Source organism: Enterobacter sp. EGD-HP1 (genome assembly GCF_000733275.2).
Classification (GTDB): Bacteria; Pseudomonadota; Gammaproteobacteria; order Enterobacterales; family Enterobacteriaceae; genus Enterobacter.
On the sequence record NZ_AVOP01000036.1, the window covers coordinates 150134 to 163912 of the forward strand.

Here is a 13779-nt window from a genome sequence, read left to right on the forward strand (position 1 = left end):
ACAAAAAAACCGGGAGCCTGGCTCCCGGTTTTTTTATGCCCGCAACTCTTCCAGCGGTTTCGGTTTACCTATCAGGTAGCCCTGCAGGTAATCCACGCCAAAGCGAAGCAGCATCTCCCGCTGTGCCGGTGTTTCGACGTATTCCGCTACAACGCACAGCGATTTTGTCTTCGCCAGATTACACATCGACTGGACGATCATCGCATCCATATCGTCGGTACAAATGTCTTTAACAAAGCAGCCGTCAATTTTAATGATATCTGCCTGCAGTCGTCTGAGACGCTCGTAGTTGGCGTAGCCGGTACCAAAATCATCAATGGCAATCCGGAAACCGTAATCCCGCAGCTGCTGAATATTGTGGATGCTGCAGCCCGAATTTGAGAAGGCCTGCTCTTCGGTGATCTCAATCACGACGGCCTGAGGCGCAACGCCGTAGCGTTCAAAGAGCGCGCAAATCTCGGTCGCCACCTCTTTTTGCATCAGCGTGAGCGGCATCAGATTGACAGAGAAACGGGTGCCAGCCTGCTTTACAGGGTTATCGCGCAGCCACAGCAGTAATTTCTCCATGATGCTCATATCAAACCGGTGGCTCAGGTTGAACTGGGCAATCAACGGAATAAAGCGGTCAGGAGTGAAAATCTCGCCCTCGCTCTCCATACGCGCCAGAATTTCGTAATACCCGCTCCCGTCCGCCTTCTGGATCGGCTGCGCGTATAAATGGAATTGATCCGTCTCCAGAGCGTGCTTAATCCGCGCCAGCATCAGGACGCGCTCTGTTGTTTGCCCAGATGCCGCCTCGAGGCTATTCGTGAGTGCGAGAACGTTTTGCGCTCCGCTGGCCTGCTCTGCCAGCCAGCTCAGCTGCCCCAGCGTGTGATGCAGTTTTTCGCCATTTTCGACCATTCCCCAGGACGCGCCAAACTCAATATCCAGCCCTGCGTTGTTCCAGAAAATCTTACTGCTGTTGAGCCGATCGACCATATGCTGGAGGCGTTCAGCAATTTCCGGCCCGAGCAGTACCAGCACCAGCTCGCTTCCGGGCAACTGGAAGAGCATCTCATCTTTTTGCAGGAGCGGCTGAAGCGATGTGGCGATCGTTCGTTTGCAATGAACCCGCATAATAATCCCGTAGTGGCGGCTCAAAAATTCCAGATTATCCATGCGCAAAATGCACACTTTGGCATCTGGATGAATCTCAAGATAATCTTCCAGCGCACGGATGTTCGGTAACCCGGTCAGCGGATCGGTGAGCGCTCTGTCCTGCCAGCCCCGCTTGAGCCATTCGCTACGTTGATAGATCCGCGACATGTAAAGCAAACAGATAGCGAAAGAGATAAGCACGGACAGGATAAAAGAGAGCGAATGGCCCGATTCCACCCCGTTAAGGAAGTTGTAGTTGTAGGTCAACAGCAGGAGCGCAGATGCAGCCCACAGCAGAGAGATAAGCGCATAGGTCAGGCGGCTTATCGCCAGGGTAAAAAGAATAAAAATCAGCGGCATCAAATAGCCGGCAATGACGGGGGATTCAAAAGGACCACATAAAATGACGAGAATGAAAATTAAAAGCATCAGCCAGACAAAAATATATAATGAATTCTTGTGAAAAAACACGGGCTTCACGCTTTGCCGCCAGAAGTTCCTCGCGTAGCGAGGATTAATTATCATTCTTAATGGGTAATAAAACATCATGGTAAAAATCAACGCCGCACATATCAGGCTCAGTATATCCACAACGTTATAAATTACCGTTCCTTCGCCGAAAAATGTCGAGATTGTGACAGGAAAATCAAACAAATAGCCTGCCATATACATCGACAGCTTAATACCTATCGGCACGATAAAACCAAGCCAGAATATACGTAAACCGATGTGCTTGTTAGGAATGCAGTAGCGCCAGCGCTTACCCAGTATGATGCGCAGAACGCCGCACGCCGTGAACAACGCAAAGGTCTGACAAAACAGTAATACTGCATATTGTAGCGGTGCTAAATTAATATAAAATAGATTAGTGACAGTAAAACCTAACACAATGGGAAGAATAGCCCTGCGCCCAAATAGCAGAATTACCGCCAGCATAACGCTTAGCGGTAGCCATGCTAAATAAACGTCGTGACCATTAACAATTGCGCGGGGAGAGAGATAACGGGAGACAGGTACCGTAATCAGGCAAAGTATCAGGGCAATTATAAATATCTTTACATTCTTATACGTTTTTCTATTCATTAAGCTGATGAGTATATTATCCGTTCGAATCATTGACCGGATGGATAATAGGTTTATTAATTGCACGAATCAAGTTCAAGTCTATTTATAGACTGGTTTATTGATGTCGATTGAGGTGAGGTATGGGAATACCTTCTTTTTGATAACAAAATACGGGGATGGGTGTTACAAACACATAAAAAAAACCCTCGTCTTTTGACGAGGGTTTACAATTTTGGTGGAGCTAAGCGGGATCGAACCGCTGACCTCTTGCATGCCATGCAAGCGCTCTCCCAGCTGAGCTATAGCCCCACATGTTACTTTACTGACCGCACTCTGTTGGGTTCAGAGTTTGGTGGAGCTAAGCGGGATCGAACCGCTGACCTCTTGCATGCCATGCAAGCGCTCTCCCAGCTGAGCTATAGCCCCATCGTAAAGCTGTCATGTTGACGGGCGGCATAATATGAATTCCGCTGCGGAGTGTCAACGGCAAAATCAATCCCAGCCATTCAATCGCCGAAAAATCATGCAAATGAATCACTTTGCGAGCCTGCTCGCAGCCAGGAGTTAAGCCTGTCACGTTTTCACGTAAAACGGTGCTATAAAATGAGCCGTTAATTAACCCCACAGATATTCAGGAAATTGCATGATCAAGGAACGAATGACGCCAGAAGAGTTAGCCCTCCTCACTGGCTATAGCCGCCAGACCATCAATAAATGGGTACGCAAAGAGGGTTGGATTACGTCACCAAAACCAGGCGTCCAGGGCGGGAAAGCGCGCCTGGTTCATGTGAACGAAAAAGTCCGTGACTTTATCCGCAGCGCACGTCGGGCAAGTGAGACGTCCGAACTGCCAGACGGCATCAGCCATGACGGTTCGCTTCACACCCTGCTCCTCACGCTGGCCAATGAAATGACGCCGGAAGAGCAGAAGCAGATGACATCGCTGTTAATGCGGGAAGGGATTACCGGATTGTTGCAACGTTTAGGGATACGCGATCGGGACTGATATGAAAAGATTACGGAGCAAAATGACCACGGAAGAGCTGGCGGAAAGTTTGGGCGTTGCCAGACAAACGGTTAATCGCTGGATACGCCAGCAGGGGTGGAAAACGGAAGGGCTCAACGGCGTGAAAGGCGGTCGCGCGCGGCTCATTCATGTCGATGCACGCGTGAAGGAACATATAATGAGTCTCCCGGCGATCCGCAACCGTCAGGCGGTTTACCACCTCGCTGAGGTCACCGCTTCCTACCGTGCCCCCTCTTCAAATCTCTCTCCCGGCATTATTGAGACGCTGGAGAGTATGACGCCGTCAGAACAGAAGCGTCTGGATGCCTTTTTGAAACGCGAAGGCATTCACGGCTTTCTTACGCGGCTGGGAATCACCGAATAAAAGGCATAAAAAACGGCAGGTTACCCTGCCGTTTTTTTATCTGAGGCGTAATTACTGCTGATTTTCACGTTCAGCGATAAAGTCCAGCGCCTTGTTAATGCGCGCCACGCTGCGTGACTTGCCGATGGCATGAACCGTCACATCCAGCGCCGGAGACTGACCCGCACCCGTCACCGCAACGCGCAGTGGCATACCCACTTTACCCATACCGATTTCCAGCTCGTCTGCCGTCGCCTGAATGGCGTGATGCACATTCTCAGCGGTCCACTCGGTGAGTGCAGCCAGCTTGTCGCGCACCACTTCCAGCGGCTGACGCGCTACCGGGCGGAGGTGTTTCTTCGCGGCATCTGCGTCGAACGCATCAAACTCTTCATAGAAGTAGCGGCAGCTTTCGGCAATCTCTTTCAGCGTCTTGCAGCGCTCGCCGAGCAGTTTCACCAGATCCGCCAGTTCAGGGCCAGTGCGGGTATCAATATTTGCCTGCTCAATGTGCCACTGCAGATACGTCGCCACATATTCTGGCTGCATGGTATTGATGTAATGGTGGTTCAGCCACAGGAGCTTATCGGTATTAAATGCGCTCGCTGATTTGCTCACAGAGCTCAGAGAGAATAGTTCGATCATCTCTTCGCGACTGAAGATCTCCTGGTCACCGTGGGCCCAGCCCAGGCGAACCAGATAGTTCAGCAGCGCTTCCGGCAGATAGCCGTCGTCGCGATACTGCATAACGCTTACCGCACCGTGACGTTTAGACAGTTTCTTGCCATCATCGCCGTTGATCATCGAAACGTGCGCATAGACCGGAACAGGCGCATTCAGCGCTTTCAGGATGTTGATCTGGCGCGGCGTATTGTTGATATGGTCTTCACCACGGACAACGTGGGTAATTTCCATATCCCAGTCATCAACTACTACGCAGAAGTTGTACGTTGGGGAACCGTCGGTACGGCGGATGATCAGATCGTCCAGCTCCTGGTTGCTGAATTCAATTGGGCCACGGATCTGGTCGTCAAAGATCACCGAGCCATCCTGTGGGTTAGCAAAACGCACCACGCAAGGCTCATCAGCAGCATGCTCGCTGTGGTCGTGGCGGCAGCGGCCGTCATAGCGCGGCTTCTCACCGTTCGCCATCTGCGCTTCACGCAGCGCATCCAGACGCTCTTTCGAGCAATAGCATTTGTACGCCGTGCCCGCGACCAGCATCTCATCAATGACGGCGTTATAGCGGTCAAAGCGTTTGGTCTGGAAATACGGGCCTTCGTCCCATTCCAGATTCAGCCAGTTCATCCCATCCATAATGGCTTCAATTGCTTCCGGCGTGGAGCGCTCAAGATCGGTGTCTTCAATACGCAGCACGAACTCACCTTTGTTGTGGCGTGCGAAAAGCCAGGAATAGAGAGCGGTACGTGCACCACCGACGTGCAGATAGCCTGTCGGGCTCGGCGCGAAGCGAGTTTTGATTTTCATGAAATGGCCTTACGTTATAAAGATGCCGGCAATCGGCAAATCCTGGGGAAAAAACGATGGGCAATATTCTATCACTGTGGGGGGATTCCTCAATGTTGATCCCTTTATCGTGCCCGAGTTTGCGATTTTTGTTTAGAAATCATGCGCCACTGCCCGTTTCGCGATCGTTTTGTCTAATTTTACGACGAACGAATAAAAACTTTAGAAAATGCGTTGACTCATTTTCAACTCTCCCTATAATGCGACTCCACACAGCGGGGGTGATTAGCTCAGTTGGTAGAGCATCTCCTTTACACGGAGGGGGTCGGCGGTTCGAGCCCGTCATCACCCACCATCTACTTCGGTAGACTCGCAGTGTAGATAAGAATTGAGATTGGGCGATTAGCTCAGTTGGTAGAGCATCTCCTTTACACGGAGGGGGTCGGCGGTTCGAGCCCGTCATCGCCCACCATTCTCACCTTATCGCAGCAGTTCCGAAATGGGCGATTAGCTCAGTTGGTAGAGCATCTCCTTTACACGGAGGGGGTCGGCGGTTCGAGCCCGTCATCGCCCACCATTTCGGGTCGTTAGCTCAGTTGGTAGAGCAGTTGACTTTTAATCAATTGGTCGCAGGTTCGAATCCTGCACGACCCACCAATGTAAAAAGGCGCCCTAAAGGCGCCTTTTTGCTATCTGCGATCTGGATGATTCGAACCTGCAGCAGGTTCGAGCCGAACGCAGTGAGGCACCGGAGCCGTTTACGGCGACGGCCCGAAGGGCGAGCGAAGCGAGTCATCCTGCACGACCCACCAATGTAGAAAGGCGCCCTAAAGGCGCCTTTTTGCTATCTACGATTTACATCGTTAGTGTTGCAATCAGCGTCTTCACCGCTGGCGTCGCCTGCTTCTCGTCATACACCACATATAAATCTGCCGGTATACGCTCTTTCAGCGGGCGGAATACCACACCCGGCCACTGCATTTGCGCGTAGCTGTCTGCGGCGAGCGTGATCCCCATGCCCATGCTGATCATCGCCAGCACCGTTTGCGGTTCAACGGCTTCGCGCACAATCATCGGCGAAAACCCGGCCTGCTGGCAGACGCGATGTAAAAATGCCCAGTCAGAATGGGCCGAAGGCATCGTGACAAAATACTCATCCTGCAATTCTTCGAGCGCAATGGAATGCTCCCTGACCAGCCGGTGATCTTCCGGCATTGCCACCAGAAAAGCCGCCTCACGCAACCGCAGGCTGGTAAACCCCGCGGTAGGTTCCGTTGCCATTCGCCAGATGCCAACATCCAGTTCCCGGCGCTCAAGCAGCGCCATCTGCATTACCGGCGATTTTTCGCGAAACACAACATCAACATTCGGATGCTCTTTCAGGAAAGCGCGCATGACCGTGCGCACCTCACTCCACATGGCGGTGCCCACAATCCCCAGCTCAATACGCCCTGCCTCACCCCTGCCAATTTGCTCGACGCGAGCCAGAGCCTGGTTTGCGCTGGCGAGCAGCCGGCGTGACTCTTCCATCAGCACTTTACCGGCATGCGTCAACGCGACGCTCCGCGAGTGGCGAATAAACAGTAACGTGCCCAGCTGACTTTCCAGCTCTTTGATATGCAGGCTTAACGGCGGCTGAGACATGTTGAGACGGGCCGCAGCCCGTCCAAAATGCAGTTCCTCCGCAACGGACAGAAAATAACGCAGCAGCTTGAGATCGGTCCGATAGACGCGTTCCATCAAAACATATCCTGGCGAAAACACTTATGCGCCTACCTTAAAGCCTTTCAGCGTGCGGAGGGAAAATTTAGTGCGCAACTGTGCGCATCCCGCTGTTTTTACAGGTGTGGCGGTCGTTAAAGCTGAAGTAAAAGACTACCGCGAGCCCCAGGGAATAGGCCGCAAACACCAGCCAGATCGTCTGCCAGTCCTTTACCCCGTCCACCGAGAAATAATCCACTGCCATACCGCTCAATACCGAACCGAAATACGCCCCGATACCGTTAACGGTCGTCATAAACAACCCTTGCGCGCTGGCGCGGATATCGGCGCTGACCTCCTGTTCAACAAATACCGAGCCTGAAATATTGAAGAAGTCGAACGCGCAGCCGTAGACAATCATTGAGAGCATGAGCAGCACAAAGCCCGTTGCGGACGGATCGCCAAAGGCAAATAGCCCGAACCGCAGCATCCAGGCCGCCATGCTCATCAGCATGACGGTTTTAATACCAAATCGTCCGAGGAAATACGGAATGGTCAGAATGAAGAACACCTCAGACATTTGCGAAACGGAGAGCAGGATGGACGGGTATTTGACGATAAAGCTCTCTGCATACGCCGGATTACGCGCAAAATCATGCAGGAAGGGGCTGCCAAACGTGTTGGTTATCTGCAGCACGGCGCCCAGCAGCATCGCGAATAAAAAGAACACTGCCATGCGGGGCTGTTTAAACAGGATAAACGCATTGAGGCCCAGCTTGCTTGCCAGAGACGAAGACTTTTTTGTCTTTGCAACCGGAATGGCCGGTAGCGTCAGAGAGTAGAGCGCCAGCAGCAGGGACGCGGCAGCCGCGATATAGAGCTGCACGTTGCTCAGCTCCGCCCCCATCAGGCTTATGGCCCACATCGCGGCAATAAAGCCCACGGTGCCATACACCCGCACTCGCGGAAAATGGCTCACCGTATCCAGCCCTGCCTGTTCAAGACAGGAGTAGGAAATGGTGTTCGACAGCGCAATCGTGGGCATGAAGGCCATCGCATTCACCAGCATGACCCAGAACATCAGCCCGGGCTCATTGACCTGCGCGGCATAGCAGAGCGCGACGGCGCAGACGAGGTGGCAAATCACGTAGGCACGGTCGGCCCGCAGCCACTTGTCGGCAATAATCCCCACCAGCGAAGGCATAACGATCGCGGCAAGTCCTTTAGAGCTGTACACCATGCCCACGTCGGAGCCGGTAAAGTGTAGGGTGTTAATCATGTAAGCGCCGAGGGTAACCAGCCAGCTCCCCCAGATAAAATATTGCATAAAGGACATCATCTTTAAGCGAGTCGTGATGTTCATAACCCATTCCTTATAGCAGTGTGGCCCTCGCGGGCCACTTTATTGTTTTACTCAGGCAATATGGCGAAGAAAACCGCAGATAAGATTGATAAAGTTCTGGCGGGAGAGCTCGGCGGCGGCAAGGGTTTGTTCATGCGAGAGTTTGACCTCACCCAGACCTTCGGCGAGGTTGGTAATTGCAGAAACGGCCACGACCTTCAGGCCGCAGTGGCGCGCGGAAATCACTTCCGGCACCACGGACATCCCCACCACATCGCCGCCGATAATCTGCATCATGCGGATCTCGGCCGCCGTCTCGAAGTTCGGGCCGGGATAAGAGACAAACACCCCTTCATGCAGCGGGAAGCCTTCTTTCGTTGCCACGGTTTGCAGAACGGCACGGTAATCCGCGTCGTAAGCATTGGCCAGAGAGAAGAAACGATCGCCAAAGCGCTCATCGTTCAGCCCCACCATCGGCGTGCCCGGCATAGTGTTGATATGGTCGCTCAGGGCAACCAGGCTTCCTGGCTGAACCGCCGGGCGCAGCGAGCCCGCCGCGTTGGTGCTAAACAACAGCTCGCACCCCAGCAGCGCAAAGGTGCGGATCGCATCGGTCATGATAGTCATCCCGCGTCCTTCATAGAAATGGCCGCGCCCCTTCATGCAGGCCACAGGCACCCCGGCCAGATGCCCGAGCACCAGCTCGCCGGCATGCCCATGCACGGTGCTCACCGGAAACCCCGGCAGCTTTTCGTAGCTCAGGGAAACGGCGTCATCAATCTGGTCGGCGAGCGCGCCCAGGCCAGAACCGAGAATAAATGCCACGCGAGGCGTGAAGTTCGGCTTAGCGGCACGAATGATGTCGGCGCAGTACCACGGGTTATTCGAGAGGGTCATAGAGGCTCCTTAAGGATTAAGATCGCGATAGCGGGAATCGCATGACTTACGTCTTATATCCCCAGCCTGCAGGTGGCCTCCAATACACTTTCACCGCACCATCAATACTGATTGTGTATTGATGCAACTCCCTGCCAGATATGGCAGTTTTGCTCAAGCTAATCCCATCGGTGCCGATACCTCTGTTTTATACGCGAGGAAAAAGTATGACGACCATTCAGGCTTCAACCCAACAGATTCAAACCAGCGGCGCGAGTGGAACTTCGAGCAGTAACGATATCTCAGCGCAAATCACCCGCATTCTCGACAAGATCAAAAAGCTGACTCAGCAGTTAAAAGAACTGGCAAACAGTCCCGTCAGCACCGATGAGAAGAAGAAGCAGCAGGAACTTATTCAGACCCAGATCAAAGTGCTGCAGGCGCAGCTCGCCGCACTGCAGCGCCAGCAGGCCGAAGAGGCTCAGAAGAAGCAGGATCAAAAGCTGGGTAAAGTGGAAGGGGTGAACAGCCCGTCAGACGCTAATCAGATTGATATCTACATCTAATCTTCTGACGCGTTAAACAGTGGGTCGCGTATGCGGGCTTCGGTTAATCGTTGTGCCTGGATACGCACCACTTCCCAGATAGCCTGTGCCGCCCCTGAAAGTGAACGATTTTTTCGCCGCACCAGCATCAGTTTTCGCTCGACAACGGGCGTTAATCGCCTGACGGCCAGCCGGCTTCCCTGCGGCAGGGGAAGCGCCAGGGCGGGCAACACGCTGATGCCAATGCCGGCTTCCACCATCGGAAACAGCGTCGCCGGGTGACCAATCTCCTGCACGATCGTTGCCTTTACGCCCTGATTCACCAGCGCGGAATCAATCAGCGGACGGCTGCCCGAGGCATAATCCTGTAAAACCAGGTTCGCGCCCGTCAGGCACTGCCAGCTGACCACCGGCAACGTGGCCAGCGGATCGTCATCACGGCAGAGCAGCAAAAAGGGCTCAGAAAGTACGCTTTCGCACGCCAGATCGCTTACCTGACCGGGATCGATAACAATACCAAAATCCACATCCCCCTGGCGGATGCTCTCCAGCACCCACTGTTGCGGCCTGTCATGCAGTACAAAATCAATATCCGGGTAGCGATGACTTCCCTCGGCAATACACTGCGGGATAAGGTGCGCAGAGATCGTCTGACTGGCCGCGACGCGCACGGTCCCCGAAAGCTGCTGCCCCAGCCTCCCCACGTCTCTGAGCGTGCTGTTCAGCTCATCCAGCAGCCGTTCGAGGCGCAGGGCCAGCTGCTGCCCTGCTTCGGTCAACACCACTTCGCGCGTGGTGCGGTCAAGCAACTTCACCCCGGTCTGATTCTCCAGCTCTTTCACGCTGTGGCTGACCGCCGACTGGCTCAGGCCGATGATATCCCCTGCCCTGCTAAAGCTGCGGGCATGGGCAACGGTGACGAAAATACGAAGCTGACGTAAGGAGTAATTCATCTGTTTCATTCATGAATGGATGCAATAAATCAATTTTATTTCTCAAATGGAAAAAAGCACAATAGCGATATCTGATTTCAGGAGTCATTATGAAACTGTTTCGTATCCTTGATCCGTTCACGCTTACCCTGGTGGTCACCGTTTTACTGGCCTCCTTCTTCCCCGCACGCGGCGGTTTTGTCCCGTTCTTTGAAGGACTCACCACGGCGGCCATCGCGTTACTGTTCTTCATGCACGGCGCCAAACTTTCCCGTGAAGCAATCATTGCAGGCGGTGGTCACTGGCGACTGCACCTGTGGGTGATGTGCAGCACGTTTATTCTGTTCCCGATCCTCGGCGTCCTGTTTGCCTGGTGGGCACCGGTAAACGTCGATCCGGCCCTTTATACGGGTTTCCTCTATCTGTGCATTCTGCCCGCGACCGTGCAGTCCGCCATTGCGTTTACCTCGCTGGCTGGCGGCAACGTAGCGGCGGCGGTTTGTTCAGCATCCGCGTCCAGCCTGTTAGGAATTTTCGTCTCCCCGCTGCTGGTAGGCCTGCTGATGAACATGCACGGTGCGGAAGGTAACCTTGAGCAGGTCGGCAAAATCTGTCTGCAGCTGCTGCTGCCGTTTGTGCTGGGGCATCTTTCCCGACCGTGGACCGGCGCGTTTGTGGCGAAGCATAAAAAATGGATTTCAAAAACCGACCAGACCTCGATTCTGCTGGTGGTTTACTCCGCCTTTAGCGAAGCGGTCGTGAACGGGATCTGGCACAAGGTGGGCGCAGGCTCGCTGCTGTTTATCGTGGTGGTCAGCATCGTCCTGCTGGCGATTGTGATTGCAGTAAACGTCTTTGTGGCACGCAGGTGCGGCTTCAACAAAGCGGATGAAATCACGATTGTGTTCTGCGGTTCGAAGAAGAGCCTGGCGAACGGCATCCCGATGGCCAACATTCTGTTCCCGACCTCGGTGATCGGGATGATGGTGCTGCCGCTGATGATTTTCCATCAGATCCAGCTGATGGTCTGCGCGGTGCTGGCGCGTCGCTACAAGCGCCAGACGGAAAAGCTGGCGCAGGAAGAGACCCGCGCCGCGAAGGCTTAAGGACGTTTCAGGGGCTGAACCAGCTGGGTCAGCCCCTCGGTTTTGATCAGTAACGTGATAGCCATCAGCTCGCCCAGTCGCCCGGCCGGGAACTCATCCTTGCGGGCAAACCACAGCAGATACTCCTCCGGCAAATCAATCAGCCTGCGGCCCTTGTATTTACCGAACGGCATCTCGGTATTGGCGATCTCAACGAGCTGCTCTTTCTCCACGTTACTCTCCTAACAGACGCATCATTTCCGCTTCGTCGATAACCGCAATACCGAGCTCCTGGGCTTTTGCCAGCTTCGAACCCGCCGCTTCCCCGGCGATCACCAGGTCGGTTTTCTTCGACACGCTGCCCGCCACTTTGGCCCCCAGCGCCACCAGACGGGCTTTGGCATCGTCACGTGAAAGCTGGCTCAGGCTGCCGGTCAGCACTACCGTTTTACCGGCGAACGGGCTGTCGATCTCTTCGGCGTTAACCACCACCGGCGCGGGCCACCTGATGCCCTCTTCCAGCAGTTTGCCGATGACTTCACGGTTGCTCTCTTCGGCGAAGAAGTTAAAGACGTGCGTGGCGACGACGATGCCGACATCCGGAACTTTCTGCAGCTCGTCGATGCTTGCCTTTTCCAGCGCCTCCAGCGTACCAAAGTACGCCGCCAGGCCCGCGGCCGTCGCCTCACCCACTTCACGAATGCCCAGCGCGTAAAGGAAGCGGGCGAAGGTGGTCTCTTTGGCGGCTTCCAGCGCGTTTACCACGTTCTGGGCTGACTTTGGCCCCATACGATCCAGGCCGGTCAGTTTACCTGCCGTCAGCCTGAAGAGATCCGCCGGCGTGTGGACATACTCTTTCTCAACCAGCTGATCGATAATTTTATCGCCCATGCCGTCGACGTCCATCGCCCGACGGGAGACGAAGTGCTTCAGCGACTCTTTACGCTGCGCGCCACAGATTAAGCCGCCCGTACAGCGCGCCACCGCTTCACCTTCCACACGCTCAACGTCAGATCCACACACCGGGCAGTGGGTCGGGAAGACGATCTCGCGCGTATCGGCAGGACGTTCAGACTCCACGACGTTAACCACCTGCGGAATAACGTCGCCCGCGCGGCGAATCACCACTTTGTCACCAATGCGCAGGCCCAGGCGTTCGATTTCATCGGCGTTATGCAGGGTGGCATTACTCACCAGCACGCCCGCCACCTGCACGGGCTCCAGACGGGCAACCGGGGTAATGGCCCCCGTACGGCCGACCTGGAACTCGACGTCGCGAACGAAGGTCATCTGCTCCTGAGCAGGGAACTTAAACGCCACCGCCCAGCGCGGCGCGCGCGCCACAAAGCCCAGCTGCTCCTGCAGCGCCAGTGAATTCACCTTGATGACGACGCCATCAATATCAAACCCGAGCGTCGGACGGTCCTCTTCCACTTTGTGGTAGAACGCCAGCACCGCTTCCGGCGAGTCGCAGAGCTGGACGCGGTTGCTCACCGGCAGGCCCCACGCTTTAAACTGCAGCAGACGCCCGAGGTGGGTGTCCGGCAGCTCGCCGCCCTCAAGAATACCGACGCCGTAGCAGAAGAAAGTCAGCGGTCGCTTCGCGGTGATACGCGGGTCAAGCTGGCGCAGAGAGCCTGCTGCCGCATTACGCGGGTTAGCAAACACCTTCCCGCCGGTGCGGCGCGCCTCTTCGTTAATTTTCTCGAAGCCCGCCTGGGGCAGGAACACTTCGCCGCGCACTTCCAGACGCGCAGGAATATTGTCGCCCTGCAGCTTCAGCGGGATCGCGCGGATGGTACGCACGTTGGTGGTGATATCTTCACCCGTCGTACCGTCGCCACGCGTCGCGGCACGCACCAGCACGCCGTTTTCGTAGAGAAGGCTGACCGCCAGGCCATCCAGCTTGAGCTCGCAGCACCATGTGAGGGAGTCGCTGCTTTTCAGGCGATCCTGCACGCGCTTGTTAAACGCCAGAAAGCTCTCTTCATCGAAGACGTTATCGAGCGACAGCATCGGCACCTCATGGCGCACCTGGCTAAACGCCCCCAGCGGCTCAGCGCCGACGCGCTGGGTGGGGGAGTCCGGCGTGATGAGCTCCGGATGCTGCGCCTCTAATTCGCGCAGCTCGCGCATCAGGCGGTCATATTCCGCGTCCGGGACTTCCGGCGCGTCCATAACATGATAGAGGTATTCATGATGGCGAAGCGTGGTTCGCAGTTCAGTGAGTTGTTGTTCGATTGAGTCCATATCGCA

12 protein-coding genes, 6 tRNA genes and 1 other RNA gene are annotated in these 13779 nt (G+C 54.9%); 9 read left to right on the forward strand and 10 right to left on the reverse strand.

All coding sequences use genetic code 11. The features are described from left to right. Positions 1-33 precede the first annotated feature (33 nt). From N037_RS21965 to N037_RS21975, 3 genes are all read right to left on the reverse strand, one after another. Positions 34-2223: a sensor domain-containing phosphodiesterase gene (locus tag N037_RS21965; RefSeq protein WP_032643518.1), complete on the reverse strand. Its 2190-nt coding sequence runs from the start codon at positions 2221-2223 to the stop codon at positions 34-36. Between the two features lie 215 nt (positions 2224-2438). Beyond that, positions 2439-2514 (reverse strand) — tRNA-Ala (locus N037_RS21970). Between the two features lie 41 nt (positions 2515-2555). Beyond that, a tRNA-Ala gene (locus N037_RS21975) sits at positions 2556-2631 on the reverse strand. 217 nt (positions 2632-2848) lie between these two features. Here N037_RS21975 and N037_RS21980 point away from each other — a divergent pair. Both N037_RS21980 and N037_RS21985 read left to right on the forward strand, forming a co-directional pair. Continuing rightward, a complete protein-coding gene (locus tag N037_RS21980; protein WP_032643520.1) occupies positions 2849-3211 on the forward strand; it encodes a YfeC-like transcriptional regulator in 363 nt (120 codons plus the stop codon). A 1-nt stretch (position 3212) separates the two neighbouring features. Next, positions 3213-3596, forward strand: a complete 384-nt coding sequence (locus N037_RS21985) for a YfeC-like transcriptional regulator (protein ID WP_032643522.1) — start codon at positions 3213-3215, stop codon at positions 3594-3596. Between the two features lie 51 nt (positions 3597-3647). On the opposite strand, the gene gltX is transcribed toward N037_RS21985, so the two are convergent. Further along, positions 3648-5063 (reverse strand): glutamate--tRNA ligase, encoded by a 1416-nt coding sequence (gltX, locus tag N037_RS21990; protein ID WP_032643524.1) that lies wholly within the window; start codon positions 5061-5063, stop codon positions 3648-3650. A gap of 258 nt (positions 5064-5321) precedes the next feature. Between gltX and N037_RS21995 the strand changes: the two genes are divergently transcribed. The 5 genes from N037_RS21995 to N037_RS24445 all read left to right on the forward strand — a co-directional run bounded on the left by N037_RS21995 (position 5322) and on the right by N037_RS24445 (position 5854). Further along, positions 5322-5397 (forward strand) — tRNA-Val (locus N037_RS21995). 41 nt (positions 5398-5438) lie between these two features. Next, positions 5439-5514: transfer RNA gene (locus tag N037_RS22000), tRNA-Val, on the forward strand. Between the two features lie 29 nt (positions 5515-5543). Beyond that, a tRNA-Val gene (locus N037_RS22005) sits at positions 5544-5619 on the forward strand. A gap of 4 nt (positions 5620-5623) precedes the next feature. Next, positions 5624-5699: transfer RNA gene (locus tag N037_RS22010), tRNA-Lys, on the forward strand. A gap of 26 nt (positions 5700-5725) precedes the next feature. After that, a non-coding RNA gene (locus N037_RS24445) (RtT sRNA) lies at positions 5726-5854 on the forward strand. 43 nt (positions 5855-5897) lie between these two features. Here N037_RS24445 and N037_RS22015 read toward each other — a convergent pair. The 3 genes from N037_RS22015 to xapA all read right to left on the reverse strand — a co-directional run bounded on the left by N037_RS22015 (position 5898) and on the right by xapA (position 8982). Beyond that, entirely contained in the window at positions 5898-6782 is an 885-nt protein-coding gene (locus N037_RS22015; RefSeq protein WP_032643526.1) for a LysR family transcriptional regulator, read from the reverse strand. A 67-nt stretch (positions 6783-6849) separates the two neighbouring features. Next, on the reverse strand, positions 6850-8106 hold the full coding sequence (locus N037_RS22020) for a nucleoside permease (RefSeq protein WP_032643528.1): 1257 nt from the start codon (positions 8104-8106) through the stop codon (positions 6850-6852). A 51-nt stretch (positions 8107-8157) separates the two neighbouring features. Then, complete coding sequence (gene xapA, locus N037_RS22025) at positions 8158-8982, reverse strand: xanthosine phosphorylase (RefSeq protein ID WP_032643529.1); 825 nt, start codon at positions 8980-8982, stop codon at positions 8158-8160. Between the two features lie 206 nt (positions 8983-9188). Here xapA and N037_RS22030 point away from each other — a divergent pair, with 206 nt between their 5' ends. Beyond that, the gene (locus tag N037_RS22030; protein ID WP_023332948.1) at positions 9189-9527 is read left to right on the forward strand and encodes a FlxA-like family protein; all 339 of its coding nucleotides are present in this window, start codon (positions 9189-9191) and stop codon (positions 9525-9527) included. Here the strand turns inward: N037_RS22030 and N037_RS22035 are convergent. Next, complete coding sequence (locus N037_RS22035) at positions 9524-10459, reverse strand: LysR family transcriptional regulator (RefSeq protein WP_032643531.1); 936 nt, start codon at positions 10457-10459, stop codon at positions 9524-9526. The two genes, N037_RS22030 and N037_RS22035, sit on opposite strands and share 4 nt — an antisense overlap. 89 nt (positions 10460-10548) lie before the next feature. Between N037_RS22035 and N037_RS22040 the strand changes: the two genes are divergently transcribed. Further along, a complete protein-coding gene (locus N037_RS22040; RefSeq protein WP_023332950.1) occupies positions 10549-11544 on the forward strand; it encodes a bile acid:sodium symporter family protein in 996 nt (331 codons plus the stop codon). Here N037_RS22040 and N037_RS22045 read toward each other — a convergent pair. Both N037_RS22045 and ligA read right to left on the reverse strand, forming a co-directional pair. Continuing rightward, complete coding sequence (locus N037_RS22045) at positions 11541-11756, reverse strand: DUF3820 family protein (protein WP_003861328.1); 216 nt, start codon at positions 11754-11756, stop codon at positions 11541-11543. The genes N037_RS22040 and N037_RS22045 overlap by 4 nt on opposite strands. A 1-nt stretch (position 11757) precedes the next feature. After that, the gene (gene ligA / locus N037_RS22050) at positions 11758-13773 is read right to left on the reverse strand and encodes an NAD-dependent DNA ligase LigA (RefSeq protein ID WP_032643533.1); all 2016 of its coding nucleotides are present in this window, start codon (positions 13771-13773) and stop codon (positions 11758-11760) included. Between the last annotated feature and the right edge of the window lie 6 nt (positions 13774-13779).